17 protein-coding genes and 1 tRNA gene are annotated in these 20,455 nt (G+C 60.5%); 12 read left to right on the forward strand and 6 right to left on the reverse strand.

The genetic code is table 11. The annotated features are described in order from the left end of the window. Positions 1–143: 143 nt before the first annotated feature. Together B0G69_RS07510 and B0G69_RS07515 are read left to right on the forward strand one after the other, a co-directional pair. Positions 144–1,241: a nitronate monooxygenase gene (locus B0G69_RS07510; RefSeq protein WP_121316315.1), complete on the forward strand. Its 1,098-nt coding sequence runs from the start codon at positions 144–146 to the stop codon at positions 1,239–1,241. 438 nt (positions 1,242–1,679) lie between these two features. Beyond that, complete coding sequence (locus B0G69_RS07515) at positions 1,680–2,825, forward strand: branched-chain amino acid ABC transporter substrate-binding protein (RefSeq protein ID WP_121316316.1); 1,146 nt, start codon at positions 1,680–1,682, stop codon at positions 2,823–2,825. A 378-nt stretch (positions 2,826–3,203) separates the two neighbouring features. On the opposite strand, the gene B0G69_RS07520 is transcribed toward B0G69_RS07515, so the two are convergent. Then, positions 3,204–4,418, reverse strand: coding sequence for an MFS transporter (locus tag B0G69_RS07520; protein ID WP_121316317.1), 1,215 nt, complete (start codon positions 4,416–4,418; stop codon positions 3,204–3,206). A 234-nt stretch (positions 4,419–4,652) separates the two neighbouring features. Between B0G69_RS07520 and B0G69_RS07525 the strand changes: the two genes are divergently transcribed. From B0G69_RS07525 to B0G69_RS07535, 3 genes are all read left to right on the forward strand, one after another. Beyond that, positions 4,653–5,315, forward strand: a complete 663-nt coding sequence (locus B0G69_RS07525; RefSeq protein WP_121316318.1) for a pyridoxamine 5'-phosphate oxidase family protein — start codon at positions 4,653–4,655, stop codon at positions 5,313–5,315. Between the two features lie 395 nt (positions 5,316–5,710). Beyond that, positions 5,711–6,013, forward strand: coding sequence for an H-NS histone family protein (locus B0G69_RS07530; RefSeq protein WP_121316319.1), 303 nt, complete (start codon positions 5,711–5,713; stop codon positions 6,011–6,013). A 309-nt stretch (positions 6,014–6,322) separates the two neighbouring features. Then, positions 6,323–7,552, forward strand: coding sequence for a cation diffusion facilitator family transporter (locus tag B0G69_RS07535; protein ID WP_121316320.1), 1,230 nt, complete (start codon positions 6,323–6,325; stop codon positions 7,550–7,552). A 69-nt stretch (positions 7,553–7,621) separates the two neighbouring features. Here the strand turns inward: B0G69_RS07535 and B0G69_RS07540 are convergent, their stop codons facing one another. The 3 genes from B0G69_RS07540 to B0G69_RS07550 form a co-directional block, all read right to left on the reverse strand. Then, positions 7,622–8,080, reverse strand: a complete 459-nt coding sequence (locus tag B0G69_RS07540) for an Lrp/AsnC family transcriptional regulator (protein ID WP_012431468.1) — start codon at positions 8,078–8,080, stop codon at positions 7,622–7,624. A gap of 90 nt (positions 8,081–8,170) precedes the next feature. Next, positions 8,171–8,800 (reverse strand): exonuclease, encoded by a 630-nt coding sequence (locus B0G69_RS07545; RefSeq protein ID WP_121316321.1) that lies wholly within the window; start codon positions 8,798–8,800, stop codon positions 8,171–8,173. Beyond that, positions 8,797–9,441, reverse strand: a complete 645-nt coding sequence (locus B0G69_RS07550; protein ID WP_121316322.1) for an MBL fold metallo-hydrolase — start codon at positions 9,439–9,441, stop codon at positions 8,797–8,799. Before B0G69_RS07550 ends, B0G69_RS07545 begins: the two co-directional genes overlap by 4 nt. 605 nt (positions 9,442–10,046) lie before the next feature. Here B0G69_RS07550 and B0G69_RS07560 point away from each other — a divergent pair. Continuing rightward, the gene (locus B0G69_RS07560) at positions 10,047–10,676 is read left to right on the forward strand and encodes a septal ring lytic transglycosylase RlpA family protein (protein WP_121316324.1); all 630 of its coding nucleotides are present in this window, start codon (positions 10,047–10,049) and stop codon (positions 10,674–10,676) included. Positions 10,677–10,816: 140 nt separating this feature from the next. Here the strand turns inward: B0G69_RS07560 and rsmI are convergent, their stop codons facing one another. Beyond that, on the reverse strand, positions 10,817–11,695 hold the full coding sequence (gene rsmI / locus B0G69_RS07565; protein WP_121316325.1) for a 16S rRNA (cytidine(1402)-2'-O)-methyltransferase: 879 nt from the start codon (positions 11,693–11,695) through the stop codon (positions 10,817–10,819). A gap of 163 nt (positions 11,696–11,858) precedes the next feature. Here rsmI and B0G69_RS07570 point away from each other — a divergent pair, with 163 nt between their 5' ends. The 5 genes from B0G69_RS07570 to B0G69_RS07590 all read left to right on the forward strand — a co-directional run bounded on the left by B0G69_RS07570 (position 11,859) and on the right by B0G69_RS07590 (position 14,410). Then, complete coding sequence (locus B0G69_RS07570; RefSeq protein ID WP_347232457.1) at positions 11,859–12,290, forward strand: YraN family protein; 432 nt, start codon at positions 11,859–11,861, stop codon at positions 12,288–12,290. Between the two features lie 217 nt (positions 12,291–12,507). Then, positions 12,508–13,095: a phosphoheptose isomerase gene (locus B0G69_RS07575; protein WP_121316327.1), complete on the forward strand. Its 588-nt coding sequence runs from the start codon at positions 12,508–12,510 to the stop codon at positions 13,093–13,095. 26 nt (positions 13,096–13,121) lie between these two features. Beyond that, positions 13,122–13,913 (forward strand): BON domain-containing protein, encoded by a 792-nt coding sequence (locus tag B0G69_RS07580; RefSeq protein ID WP_121316328.1) that lies wholly within the window; start codon positions 13,122–13,124, stop codon positions 13,911–13,913. Next, positions 13,910–14,260, forward strand: a complete 351-nt coding sequence (locus B0G69_RS07585; protein ID WP_121316329.1) for a c-type cytochrome — start codon at positions 13,910–13,912, stop codon at positions 14,258–14,260. Before B0G69_RS07580 ends, B0G69_RS07585 begins: the two co-directional genes overlap by 4 nt. A 74-nt stretch (positions 14,261–14,334) precedes the next feature. After that, positions 14,335–14,410: transfer RNA gene (locus B0G69_RS07590), tRNA-Ala, on the forward strand. Between the two features lie 196 nt (positions 14,411–14,606). On the opposite strand, the gene B0G69_RS07595 is transcribed toward B0G69_RS07590, so the two are convergent. After that, complete coding sequence (locus B0G69_RS07595) at positions 14,607–15,296, reverse strand: DUF4145 domain-containing protein (protein WP_121319188.1); 690 nt, start codon at positions 15,294–15,296, stop codon at positions 14,607–14,609. Between the two features lie 151 nt (positions 15,297–15,447). Between B0G69_RS07595 and B0G69_RS07600 the strand changes: the two genes are divergently transcribed. After that, the gene (locus B0G69_RS07600) at positions 15,448–20,439 is read left to right on the forward strand and encodes a type ISP restriction/modification enzyme (protein ID WP_121316330.1); all 4,992 of its coding nucleotides are present in this window, start codon (positions 15,448–15,450) and stop codon (positions 20,437–20,439) included. Positions 20,440–20,455 lie beyond the last annotated feature (16 nt).

The raw sequence follows: 20,455 nt of genomic DNA on the forward strand, positions 1-20,455 counted from the left end.
GGCGAGCCGCGCCGCGCGGCGCTGTTCTCGTAAGGCGAATGAAACATTCTTGATAATTCATTTTTCCGTCGTGGTTCGCGTCTGTAGAGTCGGCTTGTCGGCTCGCCCCTGTCGCGAGTGTATTGCCGGAAAAGGAATAGATCATGAGTGAAGGCAGTTTTGTGACGTCGTTTGCGCAGCGTTTTGAAATGCGGGTGCCGGTGGTGCAGGCGCCGATGGCTGGCGCAACCACGCCGGCGATGGCGGCGGCCGTGTCGAACGCGGGCGGCCTCGGCTTTCTCGCGGGCGCGGCGTTGTCGCCCGAGAAGATCGCGGGCGAAGTCGCGGCGATTCGCGCGCTGACCAATCGTCCGTTCGGCGTGAATCTGTTCGTGCTCGAGCCCGCCGCGCCCGACGCTGCCACCGTGCGGCGCGCGCTCGCAGCGATCGATCCGTTGCGCGCCGATCTCGGCTTGCCGTCGGGCCAGCCGCTCGAACGCTACGCGCCGGACTTCCGCGCGCAACTGGACGTGCTGATCGAATTGCGCGTGCCGGTGGCGAGTTTCACATTCGGTCTGCTCTCCGCCGACGACGTCACACGGCTGCATGCGAATGGCCTCTATGTAATAGGCACTGCGACGCACGTTGCCGAAGGCGTGGCATGGCGCGACGCCGGCGCGGACGCGATCGCCGCGCAAGGCGCGGAGGCCGGCGCGCATCGCGGCACCTTCATCGGCGCATTCGAGGACGCGCTGATCGGCACCATGGCGCTCGTGCCGCAACTCGTCGACGCGACCGGACTGCCGGTGCTGGCCGCAGGCGGCATCATGGATGGACGCGGCATCGTTGCCGCCCTCGCGCTCGGCGCGCAAGCTGCGGTGATGGGCACCGCGTTCCTCACCTGTCACGAAAGCGCCGTACCGCAGGCATGGAAAACCCGCGTACGCGCGATGTCCGACACGTCGACGTCGGTCACGCGCGCGATCACCGGACGCCATGCGCGGGGCATCCGCAATCCGTTAATGCAACGTTTGAGCGAAACGATGGACAGGATCGCGCCGTATCCGGTGCAAAACGCTTTGACGCAGGAACTGCGTCAAAGCGCGGGCCGCGCGCAGAACGCCGATTATCTTTCGCTCTGGTCGGGCCAGGGTGCACCCTTGGGCCGGGCGCGCCGTGAAGACCTCGGCGCCGCCGAATTGATGGCACAACTCGAACAGGAATGGCGTGCCGCGACGGCACGGATCGCCGCATTCAGATAATGATTTGGCGGCACTTCCGGTGCGCTTCGCAATCGATTGCGAAGCGCTTAATTTTGAAGCACAAAAGCGGTTCGAATCACTAACGTTTTTAGCCGCGCAAAGTGTCAAACCGCCCCTTTTAGAATAAAGCCTCACCTGGCGGAAACCCGCATGGGTCGGTGCTCTTCAGCTAGTCAAGCCAGCCCGCACGGGCCCTTGTGGGATAAACGCTATTAGTGTTCATCCCACTTTCTCAAAAAAGTCCCACAAATTAATTTGATCACCTACACTTGCGCGCAAGTACGGTTTGCCACCTGCCACAAACAGTCCGGCAAACGTGCTGGCCAAGTGCATGAACGATGCAACCGGCGTGATCGTCCACGGGACTGAGCGACACGTGTTGGGGAAGCGGGGGCACAGGCGATTACGTTGTTTTTGGGACCGAAACTGGAGACTTACATGAACATCAAGATTCAAAAGCTGTTGCCGATCAGCGCTGCGGCGATGCTGTTCGCGACGTTGGCAACATCGGCTGCAGCGGACACGGTCGTCAAGATCGGTCACGTTGCGCCGTTGACCGGCGGTATCGCTCACCTGGGTAAAGACAACGAAAACGGCGCGCGCCTGGCAATTGAGGAAATCAACGCCAAGGGCCTGACGATCGGTGGCCAGAAAATCACGCTGCAACTCGATGCGCAAGACGATGCGGCCGACCCGCGCACGGCAACTCAAGTCGCACAGAAGCTGGTCGACGATAAGGTCGTCGCCGTCGTCGGTCACTTGAACTCGGGCACGTCGATTCCTGCGTCGAAGATCTATAGCGATGCGGGCATCGTGCAGATTTCGCCGTCGGCCACCAATCCGGCCTATACGCAACAAGGCTTCAAGACGACGTACCGCGTCGTTGCGACCGATGCGCAGCAAGGTCCGGCACTGGCCAACTACGCAGCGAAGGGTCTGAAAGTGAAGAGCGTCGCGATCGTCGACGACTCGACCGCTTACGGCCAGGGTCTCGCGAACGAATTCGAAAAGACCGCCAAGTCGCTCGGCCTGAACGTGATGTCGCATGACGCGACGAACGACAAGGCCGTCGACTTCCGCGCGATTCTGACGAAGATCAAGGGCGAAAACCCGGATGCGATCATGTACGGCGGCATGGACGCCACCGGCGGCCCGTTCGCGAAGCAAGCCAAGCAGCTCGGCCTGCGCGCGAAGGTGCTGGCAGGTGACGGCGTCTGTACCGACAAGCTGTCGGATCTGGCTGGCGACGCAACCGACAACATCGTCTGCTCGGAAGCCGGTATGGCGCTTGAAAAGATGGCTGGCGGCCCGGCGTTCCTCGCCAAGTATCAGAAGCGTTTCGGTCAGCCGATCCAGATCTACGCTCCGTTCACGTATGACGCGGTGTACATCATCGTCGACGCGATGAAGCGTGCCAACTCGACCGATCCGGCGAAGATCCTCGCAGCGATGCCGGCCACCGACTACAAGGGTGTGATCGGTGAAACCACGTTCGACTCGAAGGGTGACCTTCAACACGGCGTGATCTCGCTCTACAACTACAAGTCGGGCAAGAAGACGCTGCTCGATGTGGTGAAGATGTAAATCCGCGCGATCGAAGACGGCTTATTGGCTGTCTTCGGTCAACTGGTTAAAAGGCACGCATGCCGTCAGGCTTTGCGTGCCTTTTCTTTTGGGCGTTGGCATTAGAGACTCACGGTCGCGCACACCGTATGAGGACATGCCGTGACTACCGTGACCCGCTCGATCGACGACTGGCGCCGCTGGATTGCCGAAAATCTGCTGCTCGACGCCATCCTGTCATATACGACTCACGACGAGACAGGCTGAACGTGCAGTGCAGCTTTTTGGGCGGCCGATGTGTCGGGGAGCACCTCGGCACACGGGCCGCGCGTAACGTAACGTGAGCTTGTGGTCTCAGTACGGCTTCACAGGCGCCCGAATCGCCGCCGCGCTTCGGCGTCAGATTTTCAGGCGCTGCAGCACCTTCGGACCTGCAACCGCGATCGCTGCGGAACACACGGCGACGACCGACAAGCCGATTGTCAGATTGGTCAGTTGCGTCACCGCGCCGATGATCACGGGCCCGAGCAGCAACCCGAAGTACGCAAGCCCCGCGACGTGCGCGAGCCCTTCGGCCGCGTGCACGCCCTTCACGTTCGCCGCGGCCGCGAACAGCACCGGCATCATATTCGCGAGGCCAAGGCCGATCAGCGCGAAGCCGATGAGCGCCGCGATCGAATTCGGCAGCAGCAGCGCGTCGACCATGCCGGCGCAGGCGAGCGTCGCGCTCAGCATCACCAGTTGCGGCGCGCCGAAGCGGGCGCGCACCGCGTCGCCGGCAAATCGTGCCGCCGCCATGCCGCCCGAGAAAGCCGCGTACGCCGCGCTCGCGAGCGCGGGCGTAGCCAGCACGACGTCGCGCATATAGACGGTGGCCCAGTCGTACATCGCGCCTTCCGCGATGAGCGCGACCAGCGCAATTGCGCCGAGCGCCCACAGCGCCGGCGAGCGCCAGCGGCTCGCGCGCGGCGTGGCGGAGTCCGGGTGCTCGGCGTGCGGCACGTGCGGCAACACGGACGGGCAGGCGCTCACGAGGACCAGCGCGCTGACCGCGGCGGCCAGCGCCAGATGCAGCGCCGGCGCCATGCCGCGCGAGAGCAACGCGCCGCCTGCGGCCGCGCCGAACATCCCGCCGACACTGAACATGCCATGCAGCGCCGACATGATCGGCTTGCCGAGCGCTTTCTCCACGGCACTGGCTTCGGCGTTCATCGCGACGTCGAGGGTCGCCATGCCCGCGCCGAAGATGGCCAGCACGACCAGCAGCATCCAGTAAGCCGGTACGACCAGAATCAGCGCGGCGCATACCGCCATTACAAGGCCGCCGGCGAGGCAGGCGCGGCGTGTGCCGACCCGCGCGATCCACGAAGCATTCGCCGCCATCGCGCCGATCGAGCCCCCGGCGACGGCCAGCAGCGCGAACGAGAGCAGCGCCGCGTTCAGATGGAAGCGGTCGCGCACGGTGGGCACATGCACCCCCCACGACGCGTACATCATGCCGGCGATGAAGAACACCGCCATCGTGGCGTAGCGAGCCCGCTGCCGAGCGGTGTCGGACAGGTCGCGGTGAGCGGCGGGGAGCGCGTCGAATTCGGCGGATTGGTGGTCGGGCACTGAAGTCTCGTGGAAGGCGGCCGCGTGGCGAAAAACACGCGTGGGGAAAGCGCGTTGAAAGCGGATTTCTGATTCTATCGAAGCGGGCTGTCTTATGCTTGGAAGGCGGGCGCCCGATATTGGCGATTATTCGGCGTCAACGTGACAGGCGGTGCGAGCGGTTCGTCGTCCTCGTTGCGTGGGTCCGTCCCGGCGATTCGCCATCCATTCACCCCTCCACCGAGGTATGCGCTCTTGAACATTCCCGCTCATGCTCCGCTGCATCTGTTGCACACGGCCGCTGTTGGCACGCTCGCCACGCACGCGCGCCAGCCGGAAGGTTTTCCGTATCCGTCGATGCTGCCGTTCGCTCCAGACGCGCGGCACCGTCCGACGATTCTGGTGAGCCGGCTCGCCGAGCATACCCATAACCTGCACGCCGACCCGCGCGCCGGGTTTCTGGTCGTCGACGCCCCCGACGGCGACGTGCTGAGCGGACAGCGCGTGACGCTGCTGGGCACCTTCGAACCCGTCGATTCGACCCCGGAAGTCGTGCAGCGCCATTTGCGCTATCACCCGGATGCGGAGCGCTATCTCGTCCTTGGGGACTTCACCTTCTGGACGATGAAGCTCGAACGGCTGCGCTACATCGGCGGCTTCGGGGCGATGGGATGGCTGAGCGGAGCCGAACTTGACGCGCTGCCGCCACTCGGCGTCGATGAGGAGAATGCGCTCATCGAGGAATTCAACCACGCTTACGGCGGCGCTGGGGCGTTTCGACTGCTCGGCGTCGACCGATACGGCGCGGATCTGAAGCTCGCGGGCGCGCGCAAGCGGCTTGCCTTCGACGACGCCAGGCTGAACCCCGAAGCCTTGCATACGGCGCTTGAAGTTTGTATCCAACGCCAAGCAGATTAGTTGATTGCACTTTTGGGAAAACACCCATGCGTCAATTAAGGGGCCTCTGTCTCTCGAAAAAATGCGCGCCGGATGCTCAATATCAAAAGTTCTCATCGTATGAAATGTTGATGCCGGATCGCTGTCTGAAATTTCATTTTTTGATAAATAATCACATAGATACGATGGACCATTGGCGTTTCAGTGACGTCCGAAATCAGTTGTTCGAAAGAAAGCGTAAGGATGCAAGGTTGCACGGAAACTTTTTGAAACGAATTTGGATTAATTTTTCATGCTTGCTTTTGTGAGTTTTCTCTTTTGTGTTAATCTCGCCAACAAATTCCGAGGCATGAACACCTTCAAAGGGCAAGCCGGCTTAAGACTGGCAGTCATTTATCCAAACTACAAGGGAACCTATGTCTTCCTACAAAGAACTACTCGCACAGCGCGAGAAGCTTGAAAAGCAGATCGAAGAAGCGAAGTCGCGTGAATACGCAGAAGTATTGAATGAGATCAAGCAGAAAATGGCCGACTACGGCATCTCGCTCACTGAACTCGGCGGTGGCCGCGCAGCGAAGGGCGCTAAAGCCGCGCGTCCGCGCGCGGGCGTCGCGCCGAAGTATCGCGACCCGGACACCGGCAGCACGTGGTCGGGCCGCGGCAAGCCGCCGCGCTGGATTGCAGGTCTGGACCGTGAGAAATTCCTGATCCAGAAGTAATACCCCTGTCGGGCAAAGTACCGCCTTGGCCTGCTGGTAATACGAATAGATTCAGTCAGTTGCGCTTAGCGCGCGCTGATCTGGCCAAAGAAAGCCGCGTACCGTTCAGGGCGCGGTTTTTTGTTTTGCGCGGCGTATTCGTGCGGGTTTTTGTCGCATGCACTTCGGACGTTGAACGCGAATGCTTTTCGTTTAGATAAGCATATGATTTAAAAGGAAATTTTTCGATTTTCGCCATTCATTTCGAAGTGCCGCGGGTAGAATATGGGGACGTACGTTTTTTCACCTCATTTTTCACTCCCTTCCACGATGCCTTCCGCCGCCACCGCCCAATCCACCGAGAAACATAACGTTGCGCGCAAAAGCACGTTCGTGAGTATTGCGCTCAATGCGGTGTTGATGACACTGCAAATCGTCGTCGGGATGTTTGCGCATTCTCAGGCCCTCGTTGCCGATGGTGTCCATTCCCTTGCCGATCTCATTTCCGATTTTGTCGTGCTGTTTGCCAATCGGCATAGCGGCGCGAAGCCCGATGCCGACCACAATTACGGACATAGCCGTTATGAAACGGTGGCTTCATTATTTTTGGGCGCGTCATTGATAGCGGTGGGCGTCGGCATGTTGTGGCGCGCCGGCACCCGTCTGGCCGATTTGCAAAGCATTCCCGCCGTGCACGCGAGCGCGCTTGCGGTGGCGGTGCTGGTGCTGATTTCCAAAGAGAGCCTGTTTCGCTACATGCTGCGTGAAGCGCAGCGCGTGCGCTCGGCCATGTTGATCGCAAATGCATGGCATGCGCGCTCGGACGCGGCGTCGTCGCTGGTGGTGGCGATCGGCATTGTTGGTAGCCTTGCCGGTGTGCGTTTGCTCGATCCGATTGCGGCGGCGATCGTCGGCTTCATGGTGGCGCGCATGGGCTGGCAGTTCGGCTGGGACGCGCTCCAGGATCTGTCCGACCGGGCGCTCGACGAAGCCGCTTCTGCCGACGTCCGCGCGCTCCTGCTCGCGACGCCCGGCGTGCGCGAAGTGCACGAAATGCGCACCCGCAAGATGGGCGACTTCGCGCTCGTCGATGCGCACATCCTGGTCGATCCGCTGATCTCCGTCTCCGAGGGGCATTACATTGCCGAATCGGCGCGCCTGCGCGTGCTGAGCGACAACCGGGTACTCGACGCGCTGATCCACGTCGACCCGGAGAACGATGCGGTGACGCATCCGCCCGTCGATCTGCCGACGCGGGAGCGGGTGGTCACGGAGGTCAACGCGGCGTTGGCAGCGGGCGGTATGCAGGCCGCGGCAGTCAATATCCACTACCTGAGCACGGGACTCGACGTGGAGGTGGTGCTGCCGGCGGGGCCGTCGCGCACTTCGGACGGTAAAAGCGGCGCGCCGACGCTCGGCCAGATCGATCTGGCAGAACTCAAGCGTCGTTTGGGCGCCCGCACGCTGGAGCTGTTGCAGGAGTTGGAAGTACTCCCGGCAAAAAACGGCGGCGCGGCAGCCAATCATGCCAAAGCCGCGGAATCGCACGGCACCGTTTGATGACTGGACCGAGGGCGTTGATAAAACAGCCGCCGCATACGCGAACGGCAGCGTCCCCCAGTCAGGCGATCACAGCGGCAATTGCGTATCGAACTTGATTTCGCGCAGCACGACGCTCGTGCGCACTTGTGCAACGGCCGGAATCTTGAAGATGCGTTCGTGCAGAAAGCTGTCGTACGCTTTGATGTCGGGCGCGACGATCTTGAGGATGTAATCGGATTCGCCGGTCGTGCTGTAGCACTCGGTGACTTCAGGACAGGTGGCGATTTCCCGCTCGAACTGTTCGACGCCGCCTTCGGTATGCCGCGTCAGGTGGATATGCGCAAGCGCGCACACATGCAGTCCGAGCTTTTCCCGGTCGAGCAACGCCGTGTAGCGCTGGATGACACCCGATTGTTCCATGTCCTTGATGCGCCGCCAGCAAGGCGTGCTCGACAGGCCGACCTGATCGGAAATCTCTTGCACGGAACGGCGGGCGTCCAACTGCAGCAAGCGCAGGATTTTTTGTGAGAACGTATCGAGTGTCAACTGCGCCTCCGTTTGCGTCGCCGTATCAACGCATGGTAGAGGGCGCGAAAACGAAACGCAATGTAAAACGGCTTCGGCGAGGGAGATCGTCTAATTTGCCGGTTCCTCAGCGGCGTTTTGTCCTGAGCCGTCCCCATCTTTAGCCGCCCCGAGCAAGGCGGCCTGACTTGCACGCAGGTCTTTCAGCATGTTGCAAAAAAGCGCGCCCTGTTCGATCGCGTCGTCCAGCGCGACGTGCGTGTGCGGATGATCGTCGAACCAGTGCTTCGGGAAACGCGGCTTGATGTTCTTGCGATAGGGTAGGCCGGTCATCGCGAACGCGAGCGTCTTGATGTCGAGCGCCGACCACGAAAACGGGCAGCGGCCTGCGAACCGCATCATGTACCAGAACATGTACGTGAAATCGAAGCCGGCCGGCATCGCCACGAACACAGGCTTTCCCGGCAACGCCTCCACCCAGTCGACGTAAGCCGTCAGAGCGGCTTGGGGTGGCTGCAAATCCTTGCGGCAGGCCGCCCAAGCGTCGGGCTGGGTCTTCCACCACGCTTCCTGCACAGGATGCGGCGCGGCGCCTTCGAGCAATTCGAGATTCGCCGAGAAGGTGGCGATCAGTTGCTTGTCTTCCGTGTACGCGGCGGACGCGAAGCTGAGCATCGAATGCGGGCCGGGGATCGGGCCGTCTGCTTCGACATCGGTGCTGACGTAGATTTCGCTGCTCATGCCTGCACCCCATCGGCAACGTACGGATTGGTGCGCCGTTCCGCGCCGAATGTGGAAGTGGGACCGTGACCCGGCACGAAGGTGACGTCGTCGCCGAGCGGCCAGAGTTTTTCGCGGATCGAGCGCACCAGGTCCGCATGATTGCCGCGCGGAAAATCCGTGCGGCCGATCGAGCCGGCGAACAGCACGTCGCCTACCAGGGCGAGCCGGTGGGCGCGGCTGAAGAACACCACGTGGCCGGGCGTGTGGCCTGGACAGTGATAGACCTCGAGTGTCTCGTCGCCGAACTGCACGGTGTCGCCGTTGTCCAGCCAGCGATCCGGTTCGAATGCGTCGGCGGCGGGGAAGCCGAACCGCGCGCTCTGATCCGGCAGCTTGTCGAGCCAGAAGCGCTCGTCGGGATGCGGGCCTTCGATCGGCACGCCATAGTGCGCCGCGAGCGTCTTCGCGCCGGCGCAATGATCGATGTGGCCATGGGTCAGGAAAACTTTCTGGACCATCACGTTCTGACGCGCAATCTCGCCCTGAATGACATCGAGGTCGCCGCCCGGATCGACGACGGCCGCGCGTCCGGTCGCCTCGCAAACGAGCAGCGAGCTGTTCTGCTGGAACGGCGTGACGGGGATCAAGGTGACTTTCATGGAGGACGGCGCCGCTGGAAAAGGTTGATTGTACCGGCGTCTCGCTCGTGCCCGCCGAGCCGTTGAAGCCCGCTGGCGCGGGCTTTTGTCTGCTCATTTTTGCGGCAAATGTTAAAATTCATCAAGCTTTTCATGTGCTTGGCGTCTCTAAATTTTGTTTTAGGTATAATGGACCCATGCACAGGTCACTGTGTTGTCACACGGCGATGCGTTCCCATCAAAAATGGGTACGCGGATCGCCATTCAAGTATGGGCTGTCGCGTTTGGTCGACGGCCATCAAGTATCGATGCGTTCGATGCACACGTCTTGCCCAGCCAGGCGCCACGCGCCTGCTACGGACTTAACTGCCGTGACGCTGGGTGGGGCCTACGCCGCCGTTCCTGTGCGCTGAGTTGCGCGCGCAAGAACGTGTTTGCCACGTTCGATGGCGGCATGTGGGGTCTGGTCAGGCTGCCGGGGACAGGTTGCGCCAGACGTGAAAATTAACCGTGCGGTGGCGGCTGAATGAGCCGCATCCGGGCTTTGACGTACTGCGCTTGTCTGCGCGGCGCGTTGTCGTCCGTTGCCGCCGGAGTCGCAGACAACACGCACAACATTTCGCGTGATGCGGCTCGACAATTTGATACGTCTTATGAAAACTCGGTTAACCCGCAGTCTGGGGACTCTTTTTGCCTTTTTTGTGCTGGCCGGCTGTGCCACGCCGCCAAGCGCTAGCGACACGTCCGCTAACGACGTGCCGCGCAGCACGGAACATGCGCAATCGAGCACCTTTGGACCGCAATCCTACGGTAGCGCGCCCGCCTCCAGCCCGGCTGCCCAAAGCACGCCGTTGGCCGACGCCAAGCCGCTGACGGACGACGGCGCGGACGTGTCTGACTTCCATCAGACGGGTCGCGCGTCGTGGTATGGTCGTTTCTTTCACGGCCGCCGTACCGCTAACGGCGAACGTTACGATATGCACGCCCTGACGGCCGCGCATCGTACGCTGCCGCTCGGTTCGTATGTGCGCGTGACCAATCCGGCCACCTCGCGCTCGGTCATCGTGCGTATCAATGATCGTGGTCCGTACGCACGTGGTCGCGTGATCGACCTGTCGGCGGCCGCTGCCGCTGCGCTCGACATGCGTCACGCCGGGACCGCGAGCGTGCGGATCGAAGGTTTGACGCAGCAGGAAGCTCGCGCCGAACTCAACGAAACGCTGGCGTCGAGCTTGGGTTCGAACGCCGACAAATGATGTAGGCGCGTCTGACGCGCCCGCAGCGTCGCGTAGCACGGCGGCCTTGCACGCAGTCGCCGTCTCGGCAGAAAAACAAAGGGCCGCGCAGTTCAGAACTGCGCGGCCCTTTTCTTTTCCGTTTGTTTTCTCCGTTCGTTTTACTCGTCGTCGGCCTTCAGCGCCAATGCGCGCGTGTACAGCGCGTTGCGCGACGCGCCCGTGATCGCAGCCGCCACCTTCGCTGCGCTGCTCACCGTCAACTCTTCCAGCAGGATGCGCAGGAGCGCGTCGTGATCGTGTTCGCCGGCGGCTTCCGGCGATGCGCCTTCCACCACCAGCACGAATTCGCCGCGTTGCCGGTTCGGGTCGGCGGCGAGCCACGTTGGCCCTTCGGCCAGGGTGCCGCGATGCAGCGCTTCATGTAACTTCGTCAGTTCCCGCGCGATCAGCAGCTTGCGCTCGCCGCCGAAAGCGTCCGCCAGTGCCTGCACCGTTTCGATAATCCGGTGCGGCGCTTCGTAGAACACCATCGCGTGCGGATGCTGCGCGAGCGTCTGCAACGTCGCGGCGCGGGCCTTCGCTTTCGGCGGCAGGAAGCCGAGGAATGAGAACGTCGCGACCCAATCGCCGGCTGCGCTTAGCGCCGTCGCGAGCGCGCTTGCGCCTGGCAGGGGGACGACCGGAAAGCCGGCGTCACGGACCGCATCGACGAGTTTCGCACCGGGGTCCGAAATGCCCGGCGTGCCTGCGTCGGACACGTAGGCCACGCGCTCGCCCGCTTGCAGATGCTCGATCAGACGCAGTGCCGCGGCCCGCTCGTTGTGTTGATGCACGGCGACGAGCGGCTTCGAGATGCCGTAGCGCGCGAGCAGTTGGCCGGTGTTGCGGGTGTCTTCGGCAGCGATGCGGTCCACCAGTCCGAGCACATGCAACGCGCGCAGGGTGACGTCGGCGACGTTGCCGATCGGCGTGGCCACCACATACAGCGCGGCGGCGGGGTACTGCTGCCCTTGTGCAAGTTCGGAGAGAGGAGTCATGAGGCAGAAGACGCAAACAGACGGAATGAGGCCGCCATTGTGCCACGCGGGGTTGCGCGGCTCAGGTGGGGAGGGCGATCGGCGCGGCGGTCGGACTGCGAGGGGGCCGGCGAGTGCGGCGACAGGAGCCAAGGCGCAAAGGACCGAAGCGTCGGCGACCGTGGTGACTACTGTCACGCCGACAACGACATCCCGCGCAGCACCCACACCCTACAACTTTTCCAAACCCAGTGGGTCCAAGCTCGTCGGCGCGGCTTTCGAGGCGCGTGCGCGAGAATTCCTGCAACGCCAGCGCTTACGGTTCGTCGCACACAACGTGTCGTGCAGGAGCGGCGAGATCGATCTCGTGATGCGCGATCGCGACGGCGTGCTGGTGTTCGTCGAAGTCCGCGCGCGTGCGCAGCGTCGCTACGGCGGCGCGGTGGCTAGCATCGGTTGGCACAAGAAGCAGCGCATCGTGCGCGCGGCGCAGCACTACCTGGCGACGCGCAGTCACGGTTCGCAGGATCAGCCCGCCTGCCGTTTCGATGTGGTTGCTTTCGACAGCGGCCGGCTCGTCTGGCTGCGCGATGCGTTTCGCGCCGACGAAGTCTGACGCCTTGCGCGGAGAACGCGTGTGAGTGCGATAAACTTGCGCTCGCGTGCGGGCCGTGAGGCAACGCGACAACACGGCAAACCGCGCATTGCGCGATGCTTTTCGCGCTCACGTCCTGTGGTGCTGGCGAAGTTCATCGGCGTGGCGCGACTTCGCAATACGACTTCACAACACGGCCGCGCAGTGCGGTCCATTCGCGGTAGAAGATAGAGACTCGATGTCAGTCGAACGCATTCAACAACACTTCCGCGACAGCGCGGCAGTCAAACTCGAAGCCCTCGAAACCCTGTCGATGCCGATCGCCGCTGCGATCGACACGATGTTCGGCGCGCTAGCCAACGGCAATCGCATTCTTGCATGCGGCAACGGCGGCTCGGCGGCCGACGCCCAGCATTTCGCAGCGGAACTGATCGGTCGGTTCGAGCGCGAGCGGCCAGGCTTGCCGGCGATCGCGCTGAGCACCGACACGTCGGTGCTGACCGCCATCGCCAACGACTATTCGTTCGAACAGATTTACTCGAAGCAGGTCTGGGCGCTCGGCCAACCGGGCGACGTACTGCTCGCGATCACCACCTCCGGCAATTCCGCGAACGTGCTTGCCGCGATCGAAGCCGCGCACGAGCGCGAAATGATCGTGGTCGCGCTGACCGGCAAGGGCGGCGGGCGCATGCAGGAAGTTTTGAGCGATACCGACATTCATGTGTGCGTGCCGTCCGACCGGACCGCGCGCGTTCAGGAAGTGCACTTGCTGACCATCCATTGTCTATGCGACGGCATCGATGCCATGTTGCTGGGCGAAGACTGAGACTGATTTCGAAGGAGAGCTAGTTGATGAGCGTATTCCGCATCAAGAAGACACTGGTGAGAACCGTGCTGGTGGTTGGGTTCGCGGCGGGGCTGTCGGCAACCTTGCAGGGCTGCTTTCTCGCTGTCGCCGGCGCGGCGGGCGGCGGCGCTCTGGTGGCGACCGACCGGCGCACGCTCGGTGCGCAGACCGAAGATCGCGAGTTGCAGGTGAAGGCGCTGTCGCAGATCAGCCAGAATTTGCCAGATAGCGCGCACGTCAACGTGGCGGTGTTCAACCGCCGTGTGTTGCTGACAGGCGAGGTGGCGGGCGACGCGTCGAAGCAGCGCGCCGAGAGCATCGTGCGCGGCTTGAACAACGTCAATACGATCGTCAACGAACTGGCGATCATGCCGGCCAGCTCGTTCTCTTCGCGGACCAACGACACGTATCTTGAAACGCGCGTGAAGACCGCGCTGATCGCCGAGAAGAATATTTCGGCGAACAACTTCAAGGTGGTGGCCGAACGCGGCTCGGTGTATCTGATGGGGCTCGTCACGATGGATGAAGGCAATCGCGGCGCCGACGTCGCGAGCCGCGTGCCGGGTGTCGTCCAAGTCGTGAAGGTGTTCCAGTACATCCAGCCGCAGGAAGCTGCGGCGGCCGCCACGGCGGCAGCCACGGCACCGGTTGCCGCATCGCAGCCGGATGCGGGCGAGCCGACGGTAGGCGCGATTCCTGATTCGTCGGTGAGCGCGCGGCCGCTGGAACAGCAGGCGCCTGCGCCGGTCAGCAATTCGAATTCGGTGCGTCCGGGTAACCCGAAGGCTGCGCCATGAGGCGTGGTGTTGTTGTCGTCGCTGCGCTGATTGTCGGCGCGGCGACGGGTCTCGTTGCGACGGCGGCATGCGCTGCTCCCGATGCGCAGCGCGGCCGGACGGTCGCCAATGCGAATGCCTGCATGGGTTGTCACGCGGTGGACCGCAAATTGGTCGGTCCGTCGTTTCAGCAGATCGCCGCGAAGTACAAGGGCGATGCGCAGGCGCCGGTGAAATTGGCTCGCAAGGTGAAAGAGGGAGGCTCGGGCGTGTGGGGCATGATTCCGATGCCCGCACATCAATCGATGAGCGATGCGGATATACGGGCGGTCGTGGATTGGGTGCTGGCGGGGGCGCCGGAGAAGTGATTTGGAGGGGTTACAGGCCAGCCGTTGGGGCTTGGCAAAAGAGAAAATGGCTGTGCTAGAATTGTTCGCACGTTGGGGGGGTAGCTCAGCTGGGAGAGCGTCGCGTTCGCAATGCGAAGGTCGGGAGTTCGATCCTCCTCCTCTCCACCAAAAAATCCCTTTAAAATCAGCCACTTAGGCTGATTTTTTCTTTGTGCGTTGCTTCCGTCGTCGTTGGCTCGACACCCCGCAGGGTGACATCAGGGTGACAGACAGTCGTCTGTCTGGCGGAAGGATGGCACGCACTCGGATACAAGGTCAACAGTCACGATAGCGCGTGACCGCGTTCGACCGAGCTTGCCCGTCACTACTCGTCATCTGACGTGCGGTCTTCGTCAACGATACGGTTCTTCTCTCGAAGCAAAGCCAGCACCGTTTCACGATCATCGTAGAAGTCGTGCAACAGGTATGCGGCGTACTCCTTGGCTACCTTCACTTCCGGTGGCATGACTTCTCGCCATTCTTCGTGCAGCACGTAGTTTCCCAAGGTACGAATCTCGTCATGGGCGCGTTTCCGTCGTGACGCGGTGATAACGCCATCTGCGGCAGCCAAATCAATCTGCTGTTCGCGTGACGTACCCTTCTTCAGTTTGTAACCGTTGGCGCGAAGCGTCTTGTCCAGCACGGACCGAAACAGGGCGGCAGCCGCCCTGTAGCACCCGGCTTCCGCGCACTCTTCGCCTTCCCGGAATTCCTTGACGATTCCTTCGGGAACCGCGTCTGGCAAAACTTGGCGAACTTCTGCTTCCGGGTAAAAATCGGTCAGTTCCAACTGGCCGCTGCCATGCACGCTGCTCGTCGAGAGCGTTATCAATGCACCAGCGCCACAGCCCGTGCATCGAGCCAGCCTGTATATCTCGGTCTGCTTGGCGTCGATCTGTCGAAAAATCTGCCCGTATGGCCCGCGTTGCGGGTCGCCAATGAGGAAGGATGTCAGCGCACCACTGCAAGTCGGGCAGTTTGCAACGACATGCCCGTGTTCGTTCATTGTCGCCATGAGCCCGGTCTCGGTCTGAATTGAGTCAACCCGCATTCTGCGGGTATTTCTCGGATTGTGGTAAGCCGAAATCAGGCCGAAACAACGGATTGGGACGGCATAATGTTGTCCTTGGATTACGTACTGGCTGATCTCCCAGCTAAAAAAGACTATGACCCCTCTCGAAAAACTGCTCGATACGTTCCGCCACGCCGCCGTCACGGAACGGGAGAAAGGGACCTACTTCGAAGAGTTGATCGTCTGTTATCTACGGAACGAAGCCACGTACCGCGACCTGTACAGCGACGTGTGGACCTATTCGGAATGGGCCGACCTTCAAGGGTTGGACAAGCGCGACGCCGGTATCGACCTTGTAGCGAAAACGCGCGGGACGGATGAAGTCCACGCCATCCAGTGCAAGATGTATGCAGCCGACTACAAGGTCCAGAAGGGCGACATAGATAGCTTCTTTACGGCATCGGGCAAGAAGCCGTTCACGCGCCGGATCATCGTCGCAACGACTGATCATTGGAGCGAACACGCAGAAGACGCCTTGCTGAATCAGCAGCCACCGGTCAGCAAGGTCGACCTGACAGCCCTTGAAGAGAGCCAGATCGATTGGTCGAGATACCAGCCGAAGGCTGCACCGGTCATCAAGGCGAAGAAGGAATTGCGCTCTCACCAGACCAACGCGCTGAACGCCGTTGTTCATGGTCTGGCGGATGCCGACCGTGGCAAGCTGATTATGGCTTGCGGTACCGGGAAGACGTTCACCAGCTTGAAGATCGCCGAGACGTTGGCCGGTGCGGGCAAGCGGGTGCTTTTCCTTGTCCCGAGCCTGTCCCTGCTGTCGCAATCCTTGACCGAATGGACCCAAGAAGCTGAGACGCCGCTGCATAGCTTCGCGGTCTGCTCAGATAGCGACGTTGGCAAAAAGCGCAAGAAAGAGGACGACGAGGTTAAGACCTTCGTCCATGAACTGCGCTATCCGGCGACTACGAATTCGGCACGACTGGCGGAAGAAATGGCGAAGCGCCACGACGCATCGCACATGAGCGTCGTTTTCAGCACCTACCACTCGATTGATGTTATCAGTCGCGCCCAGAAGGAATATGGGCTGGCTGAGTTCGACCTGATCGTCTGCGACGAAGCTCACCGCACTACGGGGATTTCGTATGGCGGAGACGACGAGAGTCACTTCATCAAGGTGCATGAGGGAGACTTCATCCGCGCCGCCAAACGGCTTTACATGACAGCGACGCCCCGTATTTACAGCGATACTGCCGAAGCTCAGGCGGAGCGGGACAAGGTGCTTCTGTTCGGCATGAACAAGGAGGAATGGTACGGCAAGGAACTGTTCGTCATCACGTTCTCGGAGGCCGTCAAGCGCGGGCTGCTGGTCGATTACAAGGTGATCGTGTTGGCGGTCGAACAAAAGCACGTCAGCCGTCGTCTGCAAGACTTGCTGCGCGACGAGAACAATCAATTGAAGGTGGACGATGCATCCAAGATCGTTGGCTGCTGGAAGGCACTATCCAAGCAAGGGCTGACCGAAGATTTAATCGGCGACGGCGACCCTATGAAACGTGCCGTGGCCTTCTGTCAGGTCATCGAGGTTTCGAAAGGTTCGAAGACCCACAAGGTCAGTTCGAAGCAGATCGCCGCGATGTTCCAGTCGGTCGTCGAAGCGTATCAGGAAGCAGAGGAGACGGAAGAGTTCGAACAGGCGGCGCCGCTTCACTGCGAAGCCGAACACGTAGATGGCGGGATGAATGCTAGTCAGAAGGAAGCAAGGCTGGCGTGGCTGAAGGCCGATGCGCCCGAAAACACGTGCCGCATCCTCAGCAATGTCCGTTGCTTGTCCGAAGGTGTGGACGTTCCGGCGCTGGACGCCGTGCTGTTTCTGACGCCGCGTAACTCTCAGGTTGACGTGGTGCAGTCAGTCGGTCGTGTCATGCGCAACGCACCGGGCAAGAAGCGCGGCTACGTCGTCTTGCCAGTCGTGATTCCGCCTGACGTAGAGCCGCACGAGGCGCTGAACGACAATCAGACATACAAGGTGGTTTGGCAGGTTTTACAGGCGCTCCGTTCGCACGATGACCGCTTCGATGCGATGGTGAACAAGCTCGAACTTAATGGGCCAAACACCAACAAGATGGAAGTTATCGCCATCACCGACAAGATTCAGAAGAAACAGCAGAAAGGCAAGGGCACGACGAACAAAGACGCCGGTAAGGGCAAGTTCACCATCGGCGACCCGGTGAAGAAGCGCACCGCGCAGGAACAACAGGAACTGCAATTCGAGATCGGCGAGATCGAAAAGGCGATCTACGCCAAACTGGTCCAGAAGGTCGGCAACCGACACCATTGGGAAGATTGGGCGAACGACATCGCGAAGATCGCCCGAACGCACATCGACCGCATCAGCGGCATCATCGAGAACCCGGCCAATGCCAAGGAGCGTGAAGCGTTCGAGGCGTTCGCTCACGAACTCCGGGATGACCTGAACGGCAGCATCACGGACGGCGAAATCATCGAGATGCTGGCGCAGCACCTCATCACGAAGCCGGTGTTCGACGCCCTGTTCGAAGACTACAGCTTCGCAAAGCACAATCCGATGTCGCTGGCGATGCAGGACGTTCTCGACGTGCTTCAAGAGCACCGACTGGACAAGGAAGCCGACACGCTTGAACGGTTCTACGAAAGCGTGAAGCTGCGGGCCGAAGGGATCGACAATGCGGCTGGCAAGCAGAAGATCGTCGTGGACTTGTACGATAGGTTCTTCCGCAACGCCTTCCCGAAGATGACCGAACGGTTGGGGATTGTCTACACGCCGGTCGAGGTCGTGGACTTCGTAATCCATAGCGTCGCCAATGTCCTGAAGACCGAATTCGGCCAGACCTTGGGTAGCAAGGGCGTGCATATCATCGATCCCTTCGTTGGCACGGGCACGTTCGTGACGCGTCTGCTGCAAAGCGGTCTCATCAAGCCGGAAGAACTGCCTCACAAGTACAAGCACGAAATCCACGCGAACGAGATCGTCCTGCTGGCCTACTACATCGCCGCCATCAATATCGAAGCGGTCTATCACGGCATCGCCGGTGGCACGTATCAGCCGTTTGAAGGCATCTGCCTTGCTGATACCTTTCAGCTTTACGAGAAGGAAGACTTGGTTGACGCCGTGCTGGCGCAGAACAGCGCCCGGCGAAAGCGCCAGAAGAAGTTGGATATTCGCGTGATTATCGGCAATCCGCCCTACTCGGTCGGACAGAGCGATGCTAACGACAATAATAGAAATATTGGGTATCCGCACCTTGATCAACGCATCACTGATACCTACGCGAAACGCTCCAACGCGTCGCTTTCGAAGGGACTTTACGATAGCTACATTCGTGCCATTCGCTGGGCCAGCGACAGAATCGGCGATAAAGGAGTAATCGGTTTTGTAACGAACGCAGGATTTTTGGATGCGAAAACAACCGATGGTTTGCGAAAATCGCTTGCCGAAGAGTTTTCGAATATCTATGTCTTCCATCTACGCGGTCTGAGAGGACAAAAAACGTCTGGTGAACGGGCGAAACGCGAAGGTGGCCAGATATTTGGAGCCGCAAGCGGCGCGGCTATCGCTATTTCGATACTCGTCAAAAATCCCGACGCAAAGCGTCATGGCAACATTCAGTTCCATGATATTGGGGATTACCTGAGTCGGGACGATAAGCTGGGGAAAATTCAAAACTTCAGTAGCATTGATGGCATCAGTCGCGTGGGAGGATGGGTGCCCGTTATCCCTGATTCTCATGGGGATTGGCTCAATCAGCGAGACGACGACTTTGAAGACTTCGTGGCCTTGGGGAACAAGAAAGGCCACGAACTGAAACTGTTTGAAAATTTTTCTCTTGGCGTGTCAACAAACCGCGACGCGTGGTGCTATAACTTCTCTAAGAAGCAGTTGACTGAGAATATGTCACGCACGATTGCTTTTTACAATGCGGAAGCGAAGCGATTCGACGGATCATTCGCCGGGTTGGACACAAAAGGGCGTGCGGAGAAGGTGGACGGATTCGTTGATAGTGATCCAACGCAGATTAGCTGGTCGGTAAATTTAAAGCAGGAATTGCTAAAAGGGCGGCGCTTTGAGTTTGACGACAAGTGTTTGACTGCTTGTTTGTACCGGCCCTTCACGAAACATTGGCTTTACTTCAATCGACGCTTCAATGAGCGCGTCTTGCAGATGCCACGTCTCTTTCCAGACTCGTTGTGTGAGAATCTTGTCATCGGTGTATCGTCGCTAGGGACTCGTAGCGGCTTCTCTGCCCTGATGTCGGACAGCGTGACCAGTCTCCACGCCGTAGATATGGTCGGGTCGCAGTACTTCCCACTGTATCTCTACGATGAATCGAGCGACGACGTAGACGATGAGCAAACACAAGCGGGATTATTCGGAGCGCCCGACACAGGCAAACGGAAGCGTCGCGACGCGCTGACCAACGAAGGACTTGCGCACTTTGAGGCAGCGTATCCGGGCGAACAGATCGACAAGGAAGACATCTTTTACTATGTCTATGGGCTGCTGCATTCGAGCGACTATCGCGATCGATATGCCGACAATTTGTCGAAGGAGTTGCCGCGCATCCCTTGCGTGAAGACGGCTGCTGACTTCTGGGCGTTTTCGGATGCTGGCCGCAAGCTGGCAGACCTACACGTGAATTACGAGACGGTGGAGAAGTATCCGTTACCAATCGAAGGTGGCGGGCTGTTGTTGACCGATGCCGATTTCCGGGTTGAGAAGATGAAGTACCGCAAGGTCGGCAAGGACAAGGACCTGACCACGTTGATCTACAACGACAAGATCACGGCGAAGGGTATTCCGCTCGAAGCCTACGAGTATGTAGTCAACGGCAAACCGGCGCTAGACTGGGTGATTGACCGGCAGCAAGTACGGACCGACAAGGACAGCGACATTGTCAACGACGCGAACAATTATGCGACGGAGACGATGAACAACCCTCGCTACCCACTGGAACTGTTCCAGCGTGTCGTGACCGTCTGTCTGGAAACGATGAAGATCGTGAAATCTCTGCCGCGTCTCGACATTCAGCAGCCGGGGCCGACTGTAGGCCAGTTGATGGAAGCGAAGGACGAACCGGACGCACTGACTGTGTGATTGGTCCGCCGGAGTC

The sequence above is a fragment of the Paraburkholderia sp. RAU2J genome, from assembly GCF_003634845.1.
Classification (GTDB): domain Bacteria; phylum Pseudomonadota; class Gammaproteobacteria; order Burkholderiales; family Burkholderiaceae; genus Paraburkholderia; species Paraburkholderia fynbosensis.